The sequence below is a fragment of the Paracoccus sp. (in: a-proteobacteria) genome (assembly GCF_035556475.1).
Classification (GTDB): Bacteria; Pseudomonadota; Alphaproteobacteria; order Rhodobacterales; family Rhodobacteraceae; genus Paracoccus.
In genome coordinates, this window is record NZ_DATMFA010000069.1 from 1 (window position 1) to 17,024 (window position 17,024).

At 65.0% G+C, this 17,024-nt stretch carries 14 protein-coding genes and 2 pseudogenes; 8 read left to right on the forward strand and 8 right to left on the reverse strand.

Annotated elements, in window-relative coordinates; genetic code table 11:
• Positions 1-115 (forward strand): annotated as a pseudogene (locus VNQ78_RS08535) (IS5/IS1182 family transposase); the annotation flags it as partial.
• Positions 116-136: 21 nt separating this feature from the next.
• Positions 137-1,236, forward strand: a pseudogene (tnpC, locus tag VNQ78_RS08540) (IS66 family transposase); the annotation flags it as partial.
• 172 nt (positions 1,237-1,408) lie between these two features.
• Here tnpC and VNQ78_RS08545 read toward each other — a convergent pair.
• A complete protein-coding gene (locus tag VNQ78_RS08545) occupies positions 1,409-1,720 on the reverse strand; it encodes an ETC complex I subunit (protein WP_325688658.1) in 312 nt (103 codons plus the stop codon).
• A gap of 150 nt (positions 1,721-1,870) precedes the next feature.
• On the opposite strand from VNQ78_RS08545, the gene uvrB reads away from it, so the two are divergent.
• Complete coding sequence (uvrB, locus tag VNQ78_RS08550; RefSeq protein WP_325688660.1) at positions 1,871-4,057, forward strand: excinuclease ABC subunit UvrB; 2,187 nt, start codon at positions 1,871-1,873, stop codon at positions 4,055-4,057.
• Here uvrB and VNQ78_RS08555 read toward each other — a convergent pair.
• The 3 genes from VNQ78_RS08555 to VNQ78_RS08565 form a co-directional block, all read right to left on the reverse strand.
• Positions 4,054-4,344, reverse strand: coding sequence for an I78 family peptidase inhibitor (locus VNQ78_RS08555; RefSeq protein WP_325688662.1), 291 nt, complete (start codon positions 4,342-4,344; stop codon positions 4,054-4,056). The two genes, uvrB and VNQ78_RS08555, sit on opposite strands and share 4 nt — an antisense overlap.
• A 101-nt stretch (positions 4,345-4,445) precedes the next feature.
• On the reverse strand, positions 4,446-5,081 hold the full coding sequence (parA, locus tag VNQ78_RS08560; protein WP_325688664.1) for a ParA family partition ATPase: 636 nt from the start codon (positions 5,079-5,081) through the stop codon (positions 4,446-4,448).
• 87 nt (positions 5,082-5,168) lie between these two features.
• On the reverse strand, positions 5,169-5,492 hold the full coding sequence (locus tag VNQ78_RS08565; RefSeq protein WP_325688666.1) for an antibiotic biosynthesis monooxygenase family protein: 324 nt from the start codon (positions 5,490-5,492) through the stop codon (positions 5,169-5,171).
• A 108-nt stretch (positions 5,493-5,600) separates the two neighbouring features.
• Here VNQ78_RS08565 and VNQ78_RS08570 point away from each other — a divergent pair, with 108 nt between their 5' ends.
• Positions 5,601-6,650 carry a dipeptidase gene (locus VNQ78_RS08570; RefSeq protein ID WP_325688667.1) on the forward strand — a complete coding sequence of 350 codons (1,050 nt, stop codon included), beginning with the start codon at positions 5,601-5,603 and terminating at the stop codon, positions 6,648-6,650.
• 238 nt (positions 6,651-6,888) lie between these two features.
• Here VNQ78_RS08570 and VNQ78_RS08575 read toward each other — a convergent pair whose 3' ends face one another.
• The 4 genes from VNQ78_RS08575 to VNQ78_RS08590 all read right to left on the reverse strand — a co-directional run bounded on the left by VNQ78_RS08575 (position 6,889) and on the right by VNQ78_RS08590 (position 12,711).
• Complete coding sequence (locus VNQ78_RS08575; protein WP_325688669.1) at positions 6,889-8,430, reverse strand: Ppx/GppA family phosphatase; 1,542 nt, start codon at positions 8,428-8,430, stop codon at positions 6,889-6,891.
• A 66-nt stretch (positions 8,431-8,496) separates the two neighbouring features.
• Positions 8,497-10,662, reverse strand: coding sequence for an RNA degradosome polyphosphate kinase (locus VNQ78_RS08580; RefSeq protein ID WP_325688671.1), 2,166 nt, complete (start codon positions 10,660-10,662; stop codon positions 8,497-8,499).
• Entirely contained in the window at positions 10,659-11,381 is a 723-nt protein-coding gene (locus tag VNQ78_RS08585) for a chromosomal replication initiator DnaA (protein WP_325688673.1), read from the reverse strand. Before VNQ78_RS08585 ends, VNQ78_RS08580 begins: the two co-directional genes overlap by 4 nt.
• A gap of 4 nt (positions 11,382-11,385) precedes the next feature.
• On the reverse strand, positions 11,386-12,711 hold the full coding sequence (locus VNQ78_RS08590; protein ID WP_325688675.1) for an AI-2E family transporter: 1,326 nt from the start codon (positions 12,709-12,711) through the stop codon (positions 11,386-11,388).
• A 127-nt stretch (positions 12,712-12,838) separates the two neighbouring features.
• Here VNQ78_RS08590 and proS point away from each other — a divergent pair, with 127 nt between their 5' ends.
• From proS to VNQ78_RS08610, 4 genes are all read left to right on the forward strand, one after another.
• Positions 12,839-14,191, forward strand: a complete 1,353-nt coding sequence (proS, locus tag VNQ78_RS08595; protein ID WP_325688677.1) for a proline--tRNA ligase — start codon at positions 12,839-12,841, stop codon at positions 14,189-14,191.
• A gap of 128 nt (positions 14,192-14,319) precedes the next feature.
• Positions 14,320-15,495 carry a lipase gene (locus tag VNQ78_RS08600; protein ID WP_325688679.1) on the forward strand — a complete coding sequence of 392 codons (1,176 nt, stop codon included), beginning with the start codon at positions 14,320-14,322 and terminating at the stop codon, positions 15,493-15,495.
• A gap of 239 nt (positions 15,496-15,734) precedes the next feature.
• Entirely contained in the window at positions 15,735-16,229 is a 495-nt protein-coding gene (locus VNQ78_RS08605; protein WP_325688681.1) for a serine acetyltransferase, read from the forward strand.
• Positions 16,222-17,024, forward strand: an 803-nt coding sequence (locus VNQ78_RS08610) for an AMP-binding protein (RefSeq protein ID WP_325688683.1), incomplete at its 3' end; no start/stop codon positions are given. The genes VNQ78_RS08605 and VNQ78_RS08610, both read left to right, overlap by 8 nt.

The window sequence follows — 17,024 nt, forward strand, 5'->3', positions numbered from 1 at the left end:
TGAGATCATGTTCGGCCGCCTGAAGGATTGGCGGCGCGTCGCGACCCGATACGACCGGTGCCCGGAAACCTTCTTCTCTGCGATCTTGCTAGCCGCAACCGTCTTGTTCTGGCTCCGAAACTCAATGAGTCTGGACCCTAAGTATGCCTGCCGCCGGTGTGCTGACGGCGTGACCCGGCATCGGCCCCCGCGCACTTGGTCGAGGGCGGCCTGCCCACCGAGGGTGCCTTGGCACATGTGCTGGTCAGCAAATACGCGGACCACCTTCCCTTATACCGTCAAAGCCAGATCCTGGCTCGGGCCGGAGTCGAACTGCATCGCAGCACGCTGGCTGACTGGGTCGGCACCGCCGCCTTCCATCTCGGCCCCGTGGTCGATCGGCTGGCCGAACATCTGAAGACGTCGACCAAGCTCTATATGGACGAAACAACTGCACCTGTGCTCGATCCCGGCCGGGGGCGGACGAAGACAGGCTATCTCTGGGCCCTGGCGCGCGATGACCGGTCATGGGGCGGGGCAGACCCACCCGGTGTGGTCTTTACCTATGCGCCCGACCGTGCGGGCGAAAACGCAGAGCGCATCCTGCAGGGCTTTGACGGCATCCTGCAGCTGGATGGCTATCCCGGCTACAACCGCCTGACACGGCCATCCCGGACAGGCGGCGCGCCGATCATCGTCGCCCATTGCTGGGCACATGCCCGGCGCAAGCTGAAAGAGATCTTCGATCGCGACGGCTCCGAGATCGCAGCCGAAGGCCTGCACCGGATCGCCGAGCTTTACCGGATCGAGGCCGAGATCCGTGGCATGGGTCCCGGCCAGCGGCTGTCGGCCCGCCAGGTGCGCAGTGCGCCGCTGGTCGCCGCCTTTGGTGAATGGCTGCAGCTGCAGTGTCGGCGCATATCAATGAAGTCCCGCCTCGGAGAGAAGCTGGCCTACATCCACCGCCACTGGGACGGACTGCAGACCTTCCTGCGCGATGGCCGCGTCGAGATCGACTCCAACAGCGTCGAGAACCTGATCCGGCCCATCGCCTTGACCCGCAAGAATGCGCTGTTCGCCGGCCATGACGAAGGCGGGCGATCCTGGGCGCGCATCGCATCCCTTGTCGCCACCGCAAAGGTCAATGGCGTCGAGCCCTTCGCCTATCTCAAAGCAACTCTCGAAGCCGTGGCAGCCGGCCACCCACAGGCGAAGATCGACGTCCTGCTGCCCTCGAACTTCAAGCCGGCAAGCTGAACGCGGGTGGGGCGCAGCCGCCGCTTACGATCAGCGCCGATTAAGCCGGTCCCCAAAAAGCAACATGGCCGCCCAGCAGGCAGCCACGTTAAATCAATGATTTGCGGAACCTTTGCACCGAACCGTTCGTAACTTGCCAGATTTGGCGGCAACTATGGTCCGATTGTCAAATTCAATGCGTCCAGGGCGCGCGGCGGTCGGTGGCGAAATTCTCGCCATAGCCGCGGGGGCGGACGTTGGCGGCGCGGATCTGCGGCTCCATCACCTCGAAATCCAGCCCTTGCTCGCGCGCGTAATCTTCGGCCTGCTCACGGGTCGCGAAGCGCAGGCGAACCTGGCTCTGGGTGTCGTCGCTGCTGGTCCAGCCCATCAGCGGGTCGATCTCGCGCGCGTCGGCGGCGGGAAATTCCAGAACCCAGTTCTTGCTGCGCGCAGTGCCCGACTGCATCGCGTTGCGGGACGGCTTGTAGATGCGGACTCGCATTGGCGGGAAACCTCTGTTCTTGCTTGCCGGTCTTATCCCCCAACTGCCGGGCCGGATCAAGATCCGCCGCGCCGAAGTCGGAAAACGCAACGCGGCCCTTGCATCCCCGGCAGGACATGCCAGATTCCCGATGGGAACAAAGGTGAAACCATGGGTCACAACAACACCAACGCTCCAGTCATGCGCTTTCCCGAGGTCACGCGGCCAAAGCTGGAAGGCGGCAGGCGCTTCGTCATGCAGTCCGAATTCGAGCCGGCGGGCGACCAGCCCACCGCGATCGCCGAGCTTGCGCAGGGCGTCAGGGACGGGGAACGCGATCAGGTGCTTCTCGGCGCGACCGGGACCGGCAAGACCTTCACCATGGCCAAGGTGATCGAGGAGACGCAGCGCCCAGCGATCATCCTCGCGCCGAACAAGACCCTCGCCGCACAATTATACGGCGAGTTCAAGGGCTTCTTTCCCGAGAACGCGGTCGAGTATTTCGTCAGCTATTACGACTATTACCAGCCCGAGGCCTATGTCGCCCGCAGCGACACCTATATCGAGAAGGAATCCCAGATCAACGAGGCCATCGACCGGATGCGCCACTCGGCCACGCGGGCGCTGCTGGAACGCGATGACGTGATCATCGTCGCCTCGGTCAGTTGCATCTACGGCATCGGCTCGGTCGAGACCTATTCCGCGATGACGCAGGACATGGTCGTCGGTCAGCTTTATGACCAGCGCGAGTTTCTGGCAGAGCTGGTCGCGCAGCAATACCGCCGCCTCGACGCGGCCTTCCAGCGCGGCGGCTTCCGCGTCCGGGGCGATGTGGTCGAGGTCTGGCCCGCCCACCTCGAAGATCGGGCATGGCGTTTCGACTTCTTCGGGAACGAGTTGGAGGCGATCACCGAATTCGATCCCCTGACCGGCGCCAAGACCGACAATTTCAAGCAGATCCGCATCTATGCGAACAGCCACTATGTCACCCCGCGCCCGACAATGCAGCAGGCAGTCAAGGGGATAAAGGCCGAACTTCAAGGACGGCTGAAGCAGCTTCAGGACGAAGGAAAGCTTCTGGAGGCGCAGCGGTTGGAGCAGCGGACGAATTTCGACCTCGAGATGCTGGAGGCCACCGGCGTCTGCAACGGGATCGAGAACTATTCCCGCTACCTGACTGGTCGCGCACCGGGCGAGCCGCCGCCGACACTTTTCGAGTTTATCCCGGATAATGCCATTGTTTTCGCGGATGAATCCCATGTCAGCGTGCCGCAGATCGGCGGCATGTATCGCGGCGACTTCAGGCGCAAGTTCACATTGGCCGAACACGGGTTCCGCCTGCCCTCCTGCATGGACAACCGCCCGCTGAAATTCGAGGAATGGGATGCGATGCGCCCGCAATCCGTCTTTGTCAGCGCGACGCCCGCCCAATGGGAGATGGACCAGACCGGCGGCGTCTTTACCGAGCAGGTGATCCGCCCCACCGGCCTCATCGACCCGGTGATCGAGATCCGGCCCGTCGAAACGCAGGTCGATGACGTCATGGACGAGGTGCGCAAGGTCAGCGCAGCGGGCTATCGCACGCTGGTCACGACGCTGACCAAGCGCATGGCCGAGGATCTGACCGAATATCTGCACGAACAGGGCATCCGTGTGCGCTACATGCATTCGGACATCGACACGATCGAGCGGATCGAGATTTTGCGCGACCTGCGGCTCGGCGCATTCGACGTGCTGGTGGGCATCAACCTGCTGCGCGAGGGGCTGGATATCCCCGAATGCGGCCTCGTCGCCATTCTGGATGCCGACAAGGAAGGTTTCCTGCGTTCCGAAACCTCGCTGATCCAGACGATCGGGCGGGCGGCGCGGAATGCCGATGGCCGCGTCATCATGTATGCCGACCGCATCACCGGCAGCATGGAACGCGCCATGGCCGAAACCGAGCGGCGGCGGCAGAAGCAGATGGCCTATAACGAGGCGCATGGCATCACGCCGCAGACCGTGCGCAAGAATGTCGAGGATGTGCTGGCCGGATTGTGGCAGGGCGACACCGATCAGGCCCGGATCACCACCCGGGTGGACCGGCCCATGGTCGGCGCCAATCTCTCGGCCCATCTCGACGCGCTGCGCACGCAGATGCGCAAGGCGGCCGAGAACCTCGAATTCGAGGAGGCGGCGCGGCTGCGGGACGAGGTGAAGCGGCTCGAGGCCGTGGAGCTGGCGGTGGCGGACGATCCCCTTGCCCGCCAGTCGGTGATCGAGGAAGCGGCCGAGGAAGCGGTCAAGTCATCCGGGCGCTCGACCGCGGGGCGCGCGGGCCAGCGCGGCGGCAACAAGCGGTCGAAGCGGCGCCACTAGCCGCAGCTCACCCGCACCAGCTTGCCGGACTTGTCATGCTCGAAATTGAGCCGCTTCATGTTGAAATCCATCGTCACCGGATCGCCGGTCCGATAGCTGCGATAGGGTGCGTTGGCCGGCACGGTGATCGTGGGCGCGGTCTGGCCGATCAGGTCCTGAAACCTGTTGGCGCCGCATGTGTCATCCGCCAGCGGGGTCGACGGGGCGGGAATATCGACCTCCTGCGCTTCGGGCACACAGGCGATGAGCAGCGGCAAAAGCATCGCTACAGGCAGGGCGAACTTCATCGAAGGGCTCCTCGTCCGGGACGCGGGCTGAACGCCGCATCATCGGAAAAGTTTCGCGAAGTTGTTACCGCCCGGTCATTCCGGCGACAAACCGCCCGGATTCAGGGAATCCAGGTCAGAACCTCATCGGTCAGGACGCCGACCTCGTCCCGCGCGGCCGGGTTGCGGCCATTGTCCGACGCGCCCAGTCCCATGCCCAGCGTCTCGGCATAGATGACCCGATTGGCGAGTTGCGCGGTCGCGACCTCTGCGCCGAGTTCGGTGGCGCGCGCGGCGATCTCGGCCGCAAGGCGGGTGTTCGGCCTCGTCCGGTTCAGGACGATCAGCGCGTCGCATTTCTCGCGCCGGGCGAGGTCCAGCACGCCCTCTGTCGCCCAGAGATCGACATGGCTCGCCGAAACCGGAACAAGGACCAGATCCGCCACGCGCAGCGCCGGGCGCAGGTCGCTGTCGATCTTGGGCGGCGTGTCGATGATGACGAAATCGAAGCGCTTCTTCAGCTTTTCGGATTCGTAGCTCGCCCCCCAGGCCGAGGAGGTGCCGAATTCCAGCGCCTCGTCCTCGCCCAACCGCTCCAGCCGTTCCAGAAACCAGCGGCCCATGCTGCCCTGCGGATCGGTGTCGAGCAGCGCGATGCTGTGCCCGCGACGCCTGAGCGCGACCGCAAGATTGACCGCGATCGTCGTCTTGCCCGATCCGCCCTTCTGCTGTGCAACGGTGATGATCCGTCCGGCCATGCCTGCCCCTCTCCGGTTCGTTTCGGGTCAGACTAGGTTCAGACCGGACGGGTTGCACCCGAAATCGGTGTCCTGTGGGCCGCGTGTTCAGACCGGCCAGGTTTCGATCACATCATACATCACCGGCTCGAAATGCCGGCACATGGAGTGAATGGCCCGGTTCCGGCTGCGCATCTCCTCGTTGCGCAGCATGGCCTGATAATCGCGGCGGTCGCGCCATTGCGAATAGGTGGCAATTCGCGTCTGCGCGTCATTCAGGTGGACCGCGCCCGAGACATAGCCGGGCTGGAAGCGGATCACCTCGTCATAGGCGGCCGCCAGCGCATCCAGCACGTCATGGGCGGTGCCGGGCGTCACCTCGAAGGTGCAGATGACGGTCTGGCCCTGAAATTCCTTGGCGATCGTGGTCACTGCTGGGTCTCCTCTGCCTCGCATGATCCCATGCTACGCCGAATTGCCCGAGGTTGAAGGTCTTTTCCATCGGGCGCATGGTGCGACCCAATCTGAAAGGGATGCTCCATGATTCCGGTATTCGACGGTCACAACGATTTTCTTCAACGCATGGTCGAGGCGGGCGAAAACCGCGACCGTCTCTGGCTGGAAGGCGACGGCACCGGGCATCTCGACCTGCCCCGGATGCGCGCGGGCGGCATGGTCGGAGGCTTCTTCGCGATCTGGACCCCCTCGCCCGCCGGTCCCGACGATGCGGTCGCCGCGCTGATGAAGCAGAACCCGCCCTTCTCGCTGCCCCTGCCCGATGAGGTCGCGACCATCGACGCCCTGCCCCATGCCCTCGCGCAGGCAGGCCAGCTCATGGCGATGGAGCGCAGCGGCACGCTGGCCATCTGCCGCAGCGCCGCCCAGATCCGCGAGGCCATCGCCGCCGGAAAGATCGCCGCGATCCTGCATATCGAAGGGGCGGAGCCTGTCGCCGACATGGACGCGCTCCATGTCTGGCACGCCATGGGCCTCAGGTCGATCGGCCCGGTCTGGTCGCGCCCGACCCGCTATGGCCACGGCGTTCCCTTCGCCTTCCCGTCCTCGCCCGATACGGGACCGGGCCTGACCGCCGCGGGCAAGGCGCTGGTGCGCGAATGCAACCAGCTTCGCATCATGCTGGACCTGTCGCATCTGAACGAGAAGGGTTTTGACGACATCGCAGCGCTGTCGGACGCGCCGCTGGTCGCAAGCCACAGTTGCGCCCATGCCGTCGCACCCAGCTCGCGCAACCTGACCGACCGGCAATTGCAGGTCATCGCCGGGACCGAGGGGCTGGTCGGGCTGAACTATGCCGTGGGCTTCCTCGATCCCGAGGGCCGGCGCGAGCCGATGCACGGGTTCGAGGTCATGCTGCGCCACCTCGATCACCTGCTGGGCATTCTGGGCGAGGACGGGGTTGCGCTGGGGTCGGATTATGACGGCGCGCAGATGCCCGAGGATATTTCCGACGCCTCGAAGCTGCAGGCGCTGACGCAGGCGATGCTGGATCACGGCTTCGGGCAGGAGCTCGTCGAGAAGATCGCCTGGAAGAACTGGCTGCGGGTGCTGGAGAGGACTTGGGGCGGCTGAAGCCGCCCCAACTCTACCAAAACGGCGTGATCATCAACAAACAAATCAAGGGAAGGCGGGCCGCACAAAGAACTGGTTAACCACAACATCTTGGCCTTCCGTTCCCTTGCCCGACCATTTGCCACAAGGCCCCGGCGACGGAAACCTGTCCGTTACGGCAGGTTTTCCTTTTTGCGACAGTGGCTTACTATCCAAAAGGATAGGTTTGGGCGTCAAGAACCCGATTATCGCCCCGAAGTCAGCCGAATATGACGACCGGCTCGGCCCCAAGTGCGGCGGCCAGCGACTTGAATCGGGCCTCGGCAACCTCGCCCATCAGCGCGGCGCCCACCTTGCTCAACCGCAATTCGAGGCGCTTCTTCTTGCTCGCGTATTTCAGCACCCCCGCCTCGGCGGGATCCTTGACCGAGAACATCGCGCCAAAACGCATGGCCTTGCCCAGAACCTCAGCATCGCGCATCTGCGTCTCGTCAAGCAGGGCGAAAAGCGGCGCCATGGCCGAATTCGAATGGCTGTTGCGATAGCGGTGCAGCAGCGATAGCCCGAGGAACACCCGCTCGGGATGCGAGAGCGCCGCCATATTGGCCCGCGTCGCATTGTCGAAACAGGCATCCGCGCGGTAATCCGGGTGGGTCCGCCAGGTGGTGTCATGCAAGAGGCAGGCAACCCGGATCAGGCGGTCGAGCGAGGGACCGGCATCCTTGAAAACCGGCTGGAGGAATTGATAGAGGCGCTTGCCGAAACCCGGCATCCGCGCCATCTGCCGCTCGGCAAAGCGCGCGGCCTCGATCAGCGGATCACGCGCCCTGAGGCTCGGCGGCATCTGCTCATAGAGCAGCCCCTCGCGGATGCCATAGGACGAGATCGCCAGCGATTTCGGCTCGAAGCTCTGGACCAGTTCGCGCAAGACTTGGCTCGCCAGCGGGACGAGATCCATGCGGCTGGCCGAGATGCCCAGCCGCCCGCGCAATTCGGTCAGGTTCTGCTCGTCGATCCATTTCACGGTTTGCAGGACGGCCTGAGGCGTCATCCGGTATTCGTGCAGGACCGTCATCGGATAGTTGACACGCTCCATGTCCAGCCGCGCGACGGCACGCCACGAACCGCCGACCAGATAGACCTGCTCATGCCCGCGGCCAAGCTGAGCCGCGGCCTCGTCGGTGATCTTGCGGATATGCGCGCGCAGGCCGCTGGCACCGCCCTTGACCTGCTGCAGGCGGAACGGGCCAAGCGGCGTGGTGATGCGGCGGCCGACCTTGCCATCGGCAACCTCGGCAAGCTCCATCGAGCTGCCGCCGATGTCGCAGACCAGCCCCTTGGCGTCCGGCCAGCCCAGCAGCACGCCCTGAGCCGAAAGCCGCGCTTCCTCCTCGCCGTCGATGACCCAGAGCTTCAGGCCGGTTTCCCTCTCGACCGCCTTGCGGAATTCCGGCCCGTCCTCGGCCTCGCGCACGGCGGCGGTGGCCACGCAGGTCAGCGGCTTGATCCCCATCCCCTCGGCAAGCGCCGCAAAACGCCGAAGCGCGGCCATTCCGCGGCGCACCCCCTCGGGGTTCAGCCGGCCGCTGGCTGCAAGCCCCTGCCCCAGCCCGGCCATCACCTTCTCGTTGTAGAAATAGGCCGGAGAGCGGGCGGCCCCGTCAAAGACCACCATGCGGATCGAGTTCGAGCCGACATCGACCACGCCCACCCGGCTCAGCGCCCGTTCCGAGGCGCGCTCGAACAGCGATCGCCCGAAGGGTTCGATGGTTTGCCCGCTCGTGGTCACTACACCGTTCATGCGCCTGCTCTCGTTTCCGTCAATAAATTACGGGGGAGGCCCGAATGGGCCAATAGCGTTCTTCCGTCAATCCATCGAATGTGTGAGGGCCGGAACATCCTTGGCCCCCTTGCTGCCACGGCCCGAAAGTGAGGGGTTTTCCATGAAGAACCTGTGACAGCTGAAAAGGTCCTCCCGTCCCGCCGGCAGATAGCGCAGATAGCGCCCGTCGGGTTGCAGCAGCCAGCTCTGCGCCTCATCCGCCATGTTTGCCGCCATGATCTGGCTGGTGATCTGGGCCTTGACCGTCTCGTTATGGCATTCCACCAGCGCCTCGACGCGGCGGTTCAGGTTGCGGTCCATCCAGTCGGCCGAGCTGATGAAAACGCGGGCACGCTTCGACGGCAGGCCCTGACCATTGCCGAAGCAGACGATCCGCGAATGTTCGAGGAAGCGGCCGACGATCGACTTGACGCGGATATTCTCCGAAAGGCCGATGATGCCGGGCCGAAGGCCGCAGATGCCCCGGATGATAAGGTTGATGCGCACGCCCGCCTGACTGGCGGCATAAAGCGCGTCGATCACGTCTCTCTCGACCAGGCTGTTCATCTTGGCCCAGATCTCGGCCGGGCGGCCGCGCCGGGCATATTCCGCCTCGCGTGCGATCAGCTCCAGCAACCGCTCCTTGAGGTCGATGGGCGAGATCGCGAGGTTCTCCAGCCCCTCGGGCTGCACATAGCCCGACAGGAAGTTGAACACCTTCGACGCATCGCGCCCCAGCGCCGGGTCGCAGGTAAACAGCGACAGGTCGGTATAGACCCGCGCAGTGATCGGGTGATAGTTGCCGGTCCCGAAATGGGTATAGGTGACAAGCTGATCGCCCTCGCGCCGGACCACGGCGCTGATCTTCGCATGGGTCTTGTATTGCATGAAGCCATAGACGACATGCGCGCCCGAGCGTTCGAGCCGGCGTGACTGCCGGATATTCGCGGCCTCGTCGAAGCGGGCCTTCAGCTCGACCAGCGCCGTGACCGATTTCCCGGCCTCGGCCGCCTCGCAAAGCGCATCGACGATCGGGCTGTCATAGGAGGTCCGGTAGAGCGTCTGCTTGATCGCGACGACATTCGGATCCATCGCCGCCTGATGCAGGAAGCGCACCACCATGTCGAAGGTCTCGTAGGGGTGATGCAGCAGCATGTCCTTTTGCCGGATCGCCGCGAACATGTCGCCCTCATGGTCCTGCACCCGCTCGGGGACACGGGGGGTGAAGGCCGGCCATTGCAGGTCGCGCCGGCTGTCGAGGACCAGTTCGCGCAGGTCGGCCATGCCGATCAGCCCCTCGACCTCGACCACCTCCTCGGGATTGACATGCAGCTCCTGCATGATCAGCCGGCGCATCCGGTCCGGCGCGCCCGAGGTGATCTTCAGCCGGATGACCGAGCCGCGGCGGCGGCGCTTCAGCGCGGTCTCGAACTCGCGCACCAGATCCTCGGCCTCATCCTCGACCTCGATGTCGCTGTCGCGCAGCACGCGGAAGGCGCAATGGCCGATGTCGCGATAGCCGGGGAAAAGGCTTGGCAGATGCATCAGCAGCAGGTCTTCCAGCCTCAGGAACCGCTTGCCGCCCGGCAGCGGGACAAAGCGCGCGATCTGCTGCGGGATCGGCAGCAGGGCCTGCATCTGGCGACCGTCGCTTTCCCGCGCCAGCTCCACCGCAAGCGAGAAGCCAAGGTTCGGGATGAAGGGAAAGGGATGCGCGGGATCAATCGCGAGGGGCGAGAGGACCGGAAAGACCTGCTCGACGAAATAGCGGCGCAGGAACTCCTCCTCGGCGCGGGTCACGCGGGACCGCGACAGGATGGTGATGTCGGCAAGCTCCATCTCGCGGCGAAGGCCGTTCCACACCGCCTGTTGCGCCCCCATCAGCCGGCGCGCATCGGCATTGACCAGCGCAAGCTGTTCGGCCGCGGTCAGCCCGTCATCGGAAAGCGTCGCGTTCCCCTCGCGCACCAGTTCGCGCAGACCGGCGACGCGGACGGTATAGAACTCGTCAAGGTTGGTGGCCGAGATCGACAGGAAGCGCAGCCGCTCAAGCAGCGGCACGCGGGGGTTTCGCGCCTCGTCCAGAACACGCCAGTTGAAGCTGAGCCAGCTGATCTCGCGGTTGAAGAACCGCGTCGGATCATTGGCGCCCACCTCCGACAGCGCGCGTGGCGAAGGAAAGGAGATGCGCAGGAAATCGGCTTGGGTCATCGAATCTCGGGATGCGGTGATTGTCCAGAGGATGCGTCGGGGGGCGTGATCTTGTCCAGTAGCTCGGCCGCGAGGCGACGGGTGACGGGCCGCCGGTCGGCCAAGGATTTGCGGTCTATCGCCGCGACGAGGTGGCGCGCAAGGCCCAGATCGCGCTCCATCCTGAGGACCAGCCAGTCGACCACATCGGGTGCGACCTGGATCTGTCGATCGGCGAAAAGCTTGACCAGCACCGCGGGCAGCAGCGCGTCATCGGGCGGGCCAAGCACCGCCTGCGCCGCCGATTCCAGCCTTGAGAGCAGGTCGGGCAACCCGATTCCCCAGTCGCGCGGCGCAAGGCGGGCGGTGATCAGCAACAGCCCATGCCGCGCCCCGGCAAGGTTCCAGAGGTGGAAAAGCGCGTCCTCGGCCTCGGCTATGCCGGCGATCTGGTGTGCGTTCTCGACCACCAGCGCACCGCCGCGCCCGATCAGCCCGTCGACCGAGGCGGGCGAAATCGCCGAGGCGCGGATGATCTGCGCCTCGTTCTCCTCGGCCCAGAACCGCGCCAGATGGGACTTGCCCGCGCCCGCGCCGCCGATCAGCAAAAGACGCCCCCCCGGCCAGCGCATCGGCTCGTCCAGCATGGCGAGCGCGTCGCGGTTGGCCGCCGTCGTCAGGAAATCCTCCCGCGAGAGGGCGGGCGGTATGGTCAGATCCAGGGCCAACTGGCGTGCCAAGGACTCAGTCGCCCTTCCCGGAGGAGTGCCGGTCATCTTGCCCCGAAAGCCGCGCCTCCTTGTGCAGGTCGGAGGGAGAAGGCGGGCCAGCGGACGGGTCCGCAACCTTGCCCGCATGGGCACGGGCCAGATGGTCGTCGAGCAGCCCGGCCAGATTTTCCTGTCGCTGGATCTCCAGAACGCGCTGGTCATGGGAAAGCTGGGCAAGGCGGCGTTCACTCGCGGTGGTGCCGCGCGGCACGATCTCGATCAGCGTCGGCGGTGCGGGCGGGGCCGGCACCTCGCGCCCGGTATAGATCGCGCTTTCCTTGTAGCGACCCACGCCGTAGCGCACCAGAACGCCAAGCGCGGCCGCCATCGGCACCGCGACCAAAAGCCCGACGAAGCCGAAAAGCGAGCCGAAGACGGTCAAAGCCAGCATCAGCCAGACCGGATGCAGGCCGACGCTGCCGCCGACGATCTTCGGTTGCAGATAGTTCCCCTCGACCATCTGGCCGATGACGAAGATGCCGACGACGGCGGCGATCCAGATCGGCTCGCCCCAGAAGCTGAACAGCGCCACCCCGATCGCAGTCGCCCCGCCAATGACCACGCCCACATAGGGAATGAAGGAGAGCGAGGCCGCCAGCACGCCGATCGCCACGCCGAAAGGCAGGCCGACGATTCCAAGGCCGACCGAGTAGAACGTCCCGAGGATCAGGATCACCACGCCCTGCCCGCGCACGAAACCCGAAAGCGCGGTGTCGATCTCTCCGGCGAGGTTGCGGATGGTCGGCGCATGTTCGCGCGGCAGCAACTCATCAAGCCGCGCGACCATGTGATCCCAGTCGAGCAGCAGGTAGAAGGCCACGACCGGCACGATCACGAACAGCGCGAGCATGCTGAAGACGCTCATCACCGAGCCGAGGACGCCGCTGACCAGCTCTCCGCCCCGCGCGCTGATGTTCTTGGCCGCATCGGTCAGCGCATTGTTGAGCGTGCTGCCCTCGGTGAAGATCTGGGGGAAGCGGGTCATCAGGAATTGCTGCAACTTTTCGGCCATCTCGGGCGCGGTATTGATCAGCGCGGTGGTCTGGCGGACCAGCACCGGCACCACGACCAGAAAGGCCACGACGACAATCAGGATCGCGACGAGCGTGATGACCACGACCGAGGCCGTGCGCGTCAGTCCCATGCGCTCCAGCCGGTCGGCCACCGGGTCCAGCAGATAGGCCATGCCCGCGCCGAGGATGAAGGGCATGATGGCATTGCCCAGCGACCAGAGGGCAAGGAGCAGCGCCAAAAGGGCGGCGCTCCAATACCAGACCTGCTTCTGTGCCGGCAGTCGCATGGTCCCGAACTCCTATATGCGCGCGTCAGAACCTATTTGGAACGTCCTGACGACGCTTGCAAGGAAGCCCGTTGCCCCGTCATGCGCTCTGCGGTAACTCCGTCCGGCCTATGATGAGGATTACGCCATGCGTTTGTCGCGCTATTTCATGCCCGTTCTGAAGGAAGACCCCAAGGAAGCCCAGATCGTCAGTCACCGGCTGATGCTCAGGGCCGGCATGATCAAGCAGCAGGCGGCGGGCATCTATTCCTGGCTGCCGATGGGCTTTCGGGTTCTGAACCGCATCCAGCAGATCGTGCATGAGGAACAGCAGCGCGCCGGGCATATCCCGATGCTGATGCCGACGCTGCAATCGGCGGACCTCTGGCGCGAAAGCGGCCGCTATGACGATTATGGCGAGGAGATGCTGCGCATCAAGGACCGCCACAAGCGCGACCTGCTTTACGGTCCCACGAACGAGGAGATGATTACCGACATCTTCCGCAGCCATGTGAACAGCTACAAGGATCTGCCCCTGACGCTCTACCACATCCAGTGGAAGTTCCGGGACGAGATCCGCCCGCGTTTCGGCGTCATGCGCGGGCGCGAGTTCCTGATGAAGGACGGCTACAACTTCGACCTGACCAAGGAAGACGCGCTGCACGCCTATAACCGCCACCTCGTCAGCTATCTTCGCACCTATGAGCGGATGGGCCTGCAGGCCATTCCGATGCGCGCAGATGGCGGGCCGATCGGCGGCGACTATACCCATGAATTCCTCGTGCTGGCGGAAACCGGCGAATCCGAGGTGTTCTATGACAGCCAGATCACCGACCTGAAATTCGGCGACCGCCAGATCGACTATGACAGCGTCGAGGAATGCCAGTCGGTGCTGGAGGAATTCACCAGCCGCTACGCCCGCACCGACGAGACCCATGACGAGGCGATCTTCGCCCAGATCCCCGAGGAGCGCCGCCGCTCGGCGCGCGGGATCGAGGTCGGCCAGATCTTCTATTTCGGCACCAAATATTCCGAACCGATGGGCGCCACCGTGGTCGGCCCCGACGGCCAGCATGTGCCCGTCCACATGGGCAGCCACGGCATCGGCGTCTCGCGCCTGCTGGGCGCCATCATCGAGGCGAGCCATGACGACAAGGGCATCATCTGGCCCGAGGGGGTCACGCCCTATCATGTCGGCATCGTCAACCTGAAGCAGGGCGACGTCTCGACCGATGGCGCCTGCGAGGCGCTTTACGCCGAGCTGAAGACGCAGGGCCTCGACGCCCTCTATGACGACCGGGATGAGCGCGCCGGCGCCAAGTTCGCGACCATGGACCTGATCGGCCTGCCCTGGCGGATCACCGTCGGCCCGCGCGGGCTGGCGAACAACAAGGTGGAACTCACCTCGCGCCGCAGCGGCGAGTCGGTCGAGCTGTCGCCGCAAGAGGCGATCCTGCGCCTCAAGGAGATCTACAAGCCGGTTTTCGACGCTGCGCTGTAACCCCTGAACAGCAGGGTTCCGGCCCGTCCTCGGGAACCGGCTGGAACCCATCCAAGACCTGTCGATTTGGCGAAGTGGACAGGCTTGTGGACCTGCCGCATGATCCCGCCGTTTGCTGGTGGGTGCCAATGCGCAGGCGGTTGAGAAAGCTGGGCTTCTTCGGGCTTGTCGCCTCGCTTGCGACGCTGGCCGCGATCTGGATTCGCCCGGAAGCCGCGCGCCCCCATGTCCCGGTTCCCAGAATCGAAAACGCAGCCGGCACGGATGGCCGATGGTTCATGGCCCAGCTGGTGCCGCCGCAGACCGGACAGACCCGCCTGCCGATGTTGGTCACGGGTCGCGTCGCCGCCGGCAAGAAGGACATGCTGGTTCAGGAATGGCCCGGATTTCACGCCATGGCCCGGTTCAAGGGCGAGGCGGTCTCGGTCCGTTTCAGCGACGGGTTGAACCGCTGGCGCGTCACGCTGAACGGCGGCGCGGCAGGCCAGGTCGAGGTGTCGCGTCCCGGCGTCACCGACCTGCGCATCAGCGGCCTCGCGCCCGGCGAATATACCATCCGCGTCGAGAAGATCAGCGAATCCTCGATGCCGGCCAGTTTCGGCGGCATCTTCGTCGACGGGGAGGATCAGGTTCTGCCCGCGCCGCGTCCCTTGCCGCGCCTGATCGAGTTCATCGGCGATTCCGACACGCTGGGCTTTGCCAGCACCGCGAACCGGCGCGATTGCAGCGAGGAGGAGGTGTTTTCCGCCACCGATACCAGCCGCGCCTTCGGTCCGCAGGTCGCAACCCGTCTGGGGGCGGATTATCGGATCGTCGCCCGTTCGGGGATCGGCCTTGTGCGCAACTATGAAGGGACGACGCCGCATTCCACCATGCCCGCCCGCTATCCGCTGGCCATTCCCAGCGAACCGGCAGCCGCGCGCCTGCCCGAGCGGGCGGCGGATATCGTGGTGACGGCCCTCGGCTCGAACGATTTCGGCTCGGCTTTTGCCGAGGGCGAGCCCTGGCAGGACAAGGAGGCCCTGGGTCAGGCCTTCGCCCCGGCACTGATCGCGTTTCTGAGGGATCGGGTGCGGGAAAATCCCGGCGCGGCCCAGATCCTGCTGGCCTTCGGCGAATACGGAGACGAACTGGTGGAGGCCTATGAGGCCGCCGAGGCCGCCCTGCGGCAGGACGGCGTCAGGGTGGCGCTGGTCAAGCTCCCCAAACTCGGGCGCCGCGCCTGCGCATGGCACCCCTCGCCTCAGGACCACACGATGATCACGGACTGGCTCTCGGGCGTGATCACGGGCCTGCCGCACTGAAATATCCGCTGCAAGTCCCCGATCATCGGCCGCAATGCTTCACGCCGGCGATGGCGCGTGGCTCGACCGGAAAAGCCGATCTGACCCGCTTCCAGCAAGGCATAAATTCGTCCTTATCGTCAGGTTGAACTCGGCCCGCAGAAAGGGAATGATGATTCGTGTAGTCAGAAAATTATTGAGCGGTACGCATGGGTTGGTTTGAAGTGGTCCGGGGGGATTACCGCAGACACGGGGAGTCATTGACCGAGCCTGCATTTGTTTCACTGGCGATTTATCGTTACGGGCGTTGGGCCATCGAGCGGAAAAGCCCGGCCGGGCGCTGGCTGGCCGGAAAGTTCTATGGCTTTCTCAAGCTTTTCATCCTGAACGTCACCAAGATCTGGATCCCCCCGCAGGTGCAGATCGGCGAGGATTTCCACATCATTCATGCCGAGGGATCGCTCTCCATCCACCCCGAGGTGGTGATCGGGGATCGCTGCGGGGTCATGCATAACGTGACCATCGGCACCAATATGCGCGGACGCGCCCCGGTCATCGGCGACGACGTCTTCATCGGGGTCAACTCGACCGTGCTGGGTCCGATCAAGATCGGCGACCGGGTGCGCATCGGCGCGAACACCGCGGTGACGACCAACGTGCCTTCGGATTCCATCGTGGTGGGCTCGCCCGCGCGCATCTATCCAAGCCTGGTCAGCTTCGCCTCGGGCAAGAGAAGGGTCGCAGTGGGTGAGTGAGGAATTCGACCGCTGCATGTGGCCGCTGCTCGCCGACAACCTTCCAGAGCGCTCTGGAAAGATCGCGGCGATCGACAGCAACCGCCGTGTGACCTATGCCGAACTCACGGCCGAGGCCGGGCGGGTCGCGGAATCGCTCTCGGCCCGGGGGATCGGGCGCGGCGACCGGGTGATCGTTCATCTCCGCAAGGGGATCGACGAGGTCGCGGCCATGTTCGGCGCCTGGAAGCTCGGCGCGGTCGTGGTCAATGTGAACACGCGCTGGACCGCGCAGCAATTGGCCTATGTCGCGGGGGATTGCCGGGCGCGCGCCGTCATCCTGTCGCGGGCGGCGATGAAGGGACTGACCGGCGCATCGACGCTGGCCCCCGACACGGTCTTCATGGTTCAGGGCGAGGCCGAGGGCCCCGCCCAGGGCGCGGCACCGCGGGTTGGGCTTTCGCCCGCCGCGGATGCCGCGCCCGACGAGATCTCGCCCCACGACCTTGCGATGATCATCTATACCTCCGGCTCAACCGGCGCGCCCAAGGGCGTGATGCTCAGCCATCGCAACATCCGGGTCGGCGCGATCTCGGTCGCAGAATACCTGAAGCTGACCGAGGATGACCGCCTGCTGTCGGTCCTGCCCTACAGCTTCGATGCCGGGCTGAACCAGCTGACCACGATGATGCTGGTCGGGGGAACGGTCGTCCACCAGCCGCTGACCATGCCGGCCGAGGTCATGCGCATGGCGCAGGCCGAGGGCGTGACCGGCATCGCGGGCGTCCCGCCGCTCTGGAACCAGATCGTGCGTAT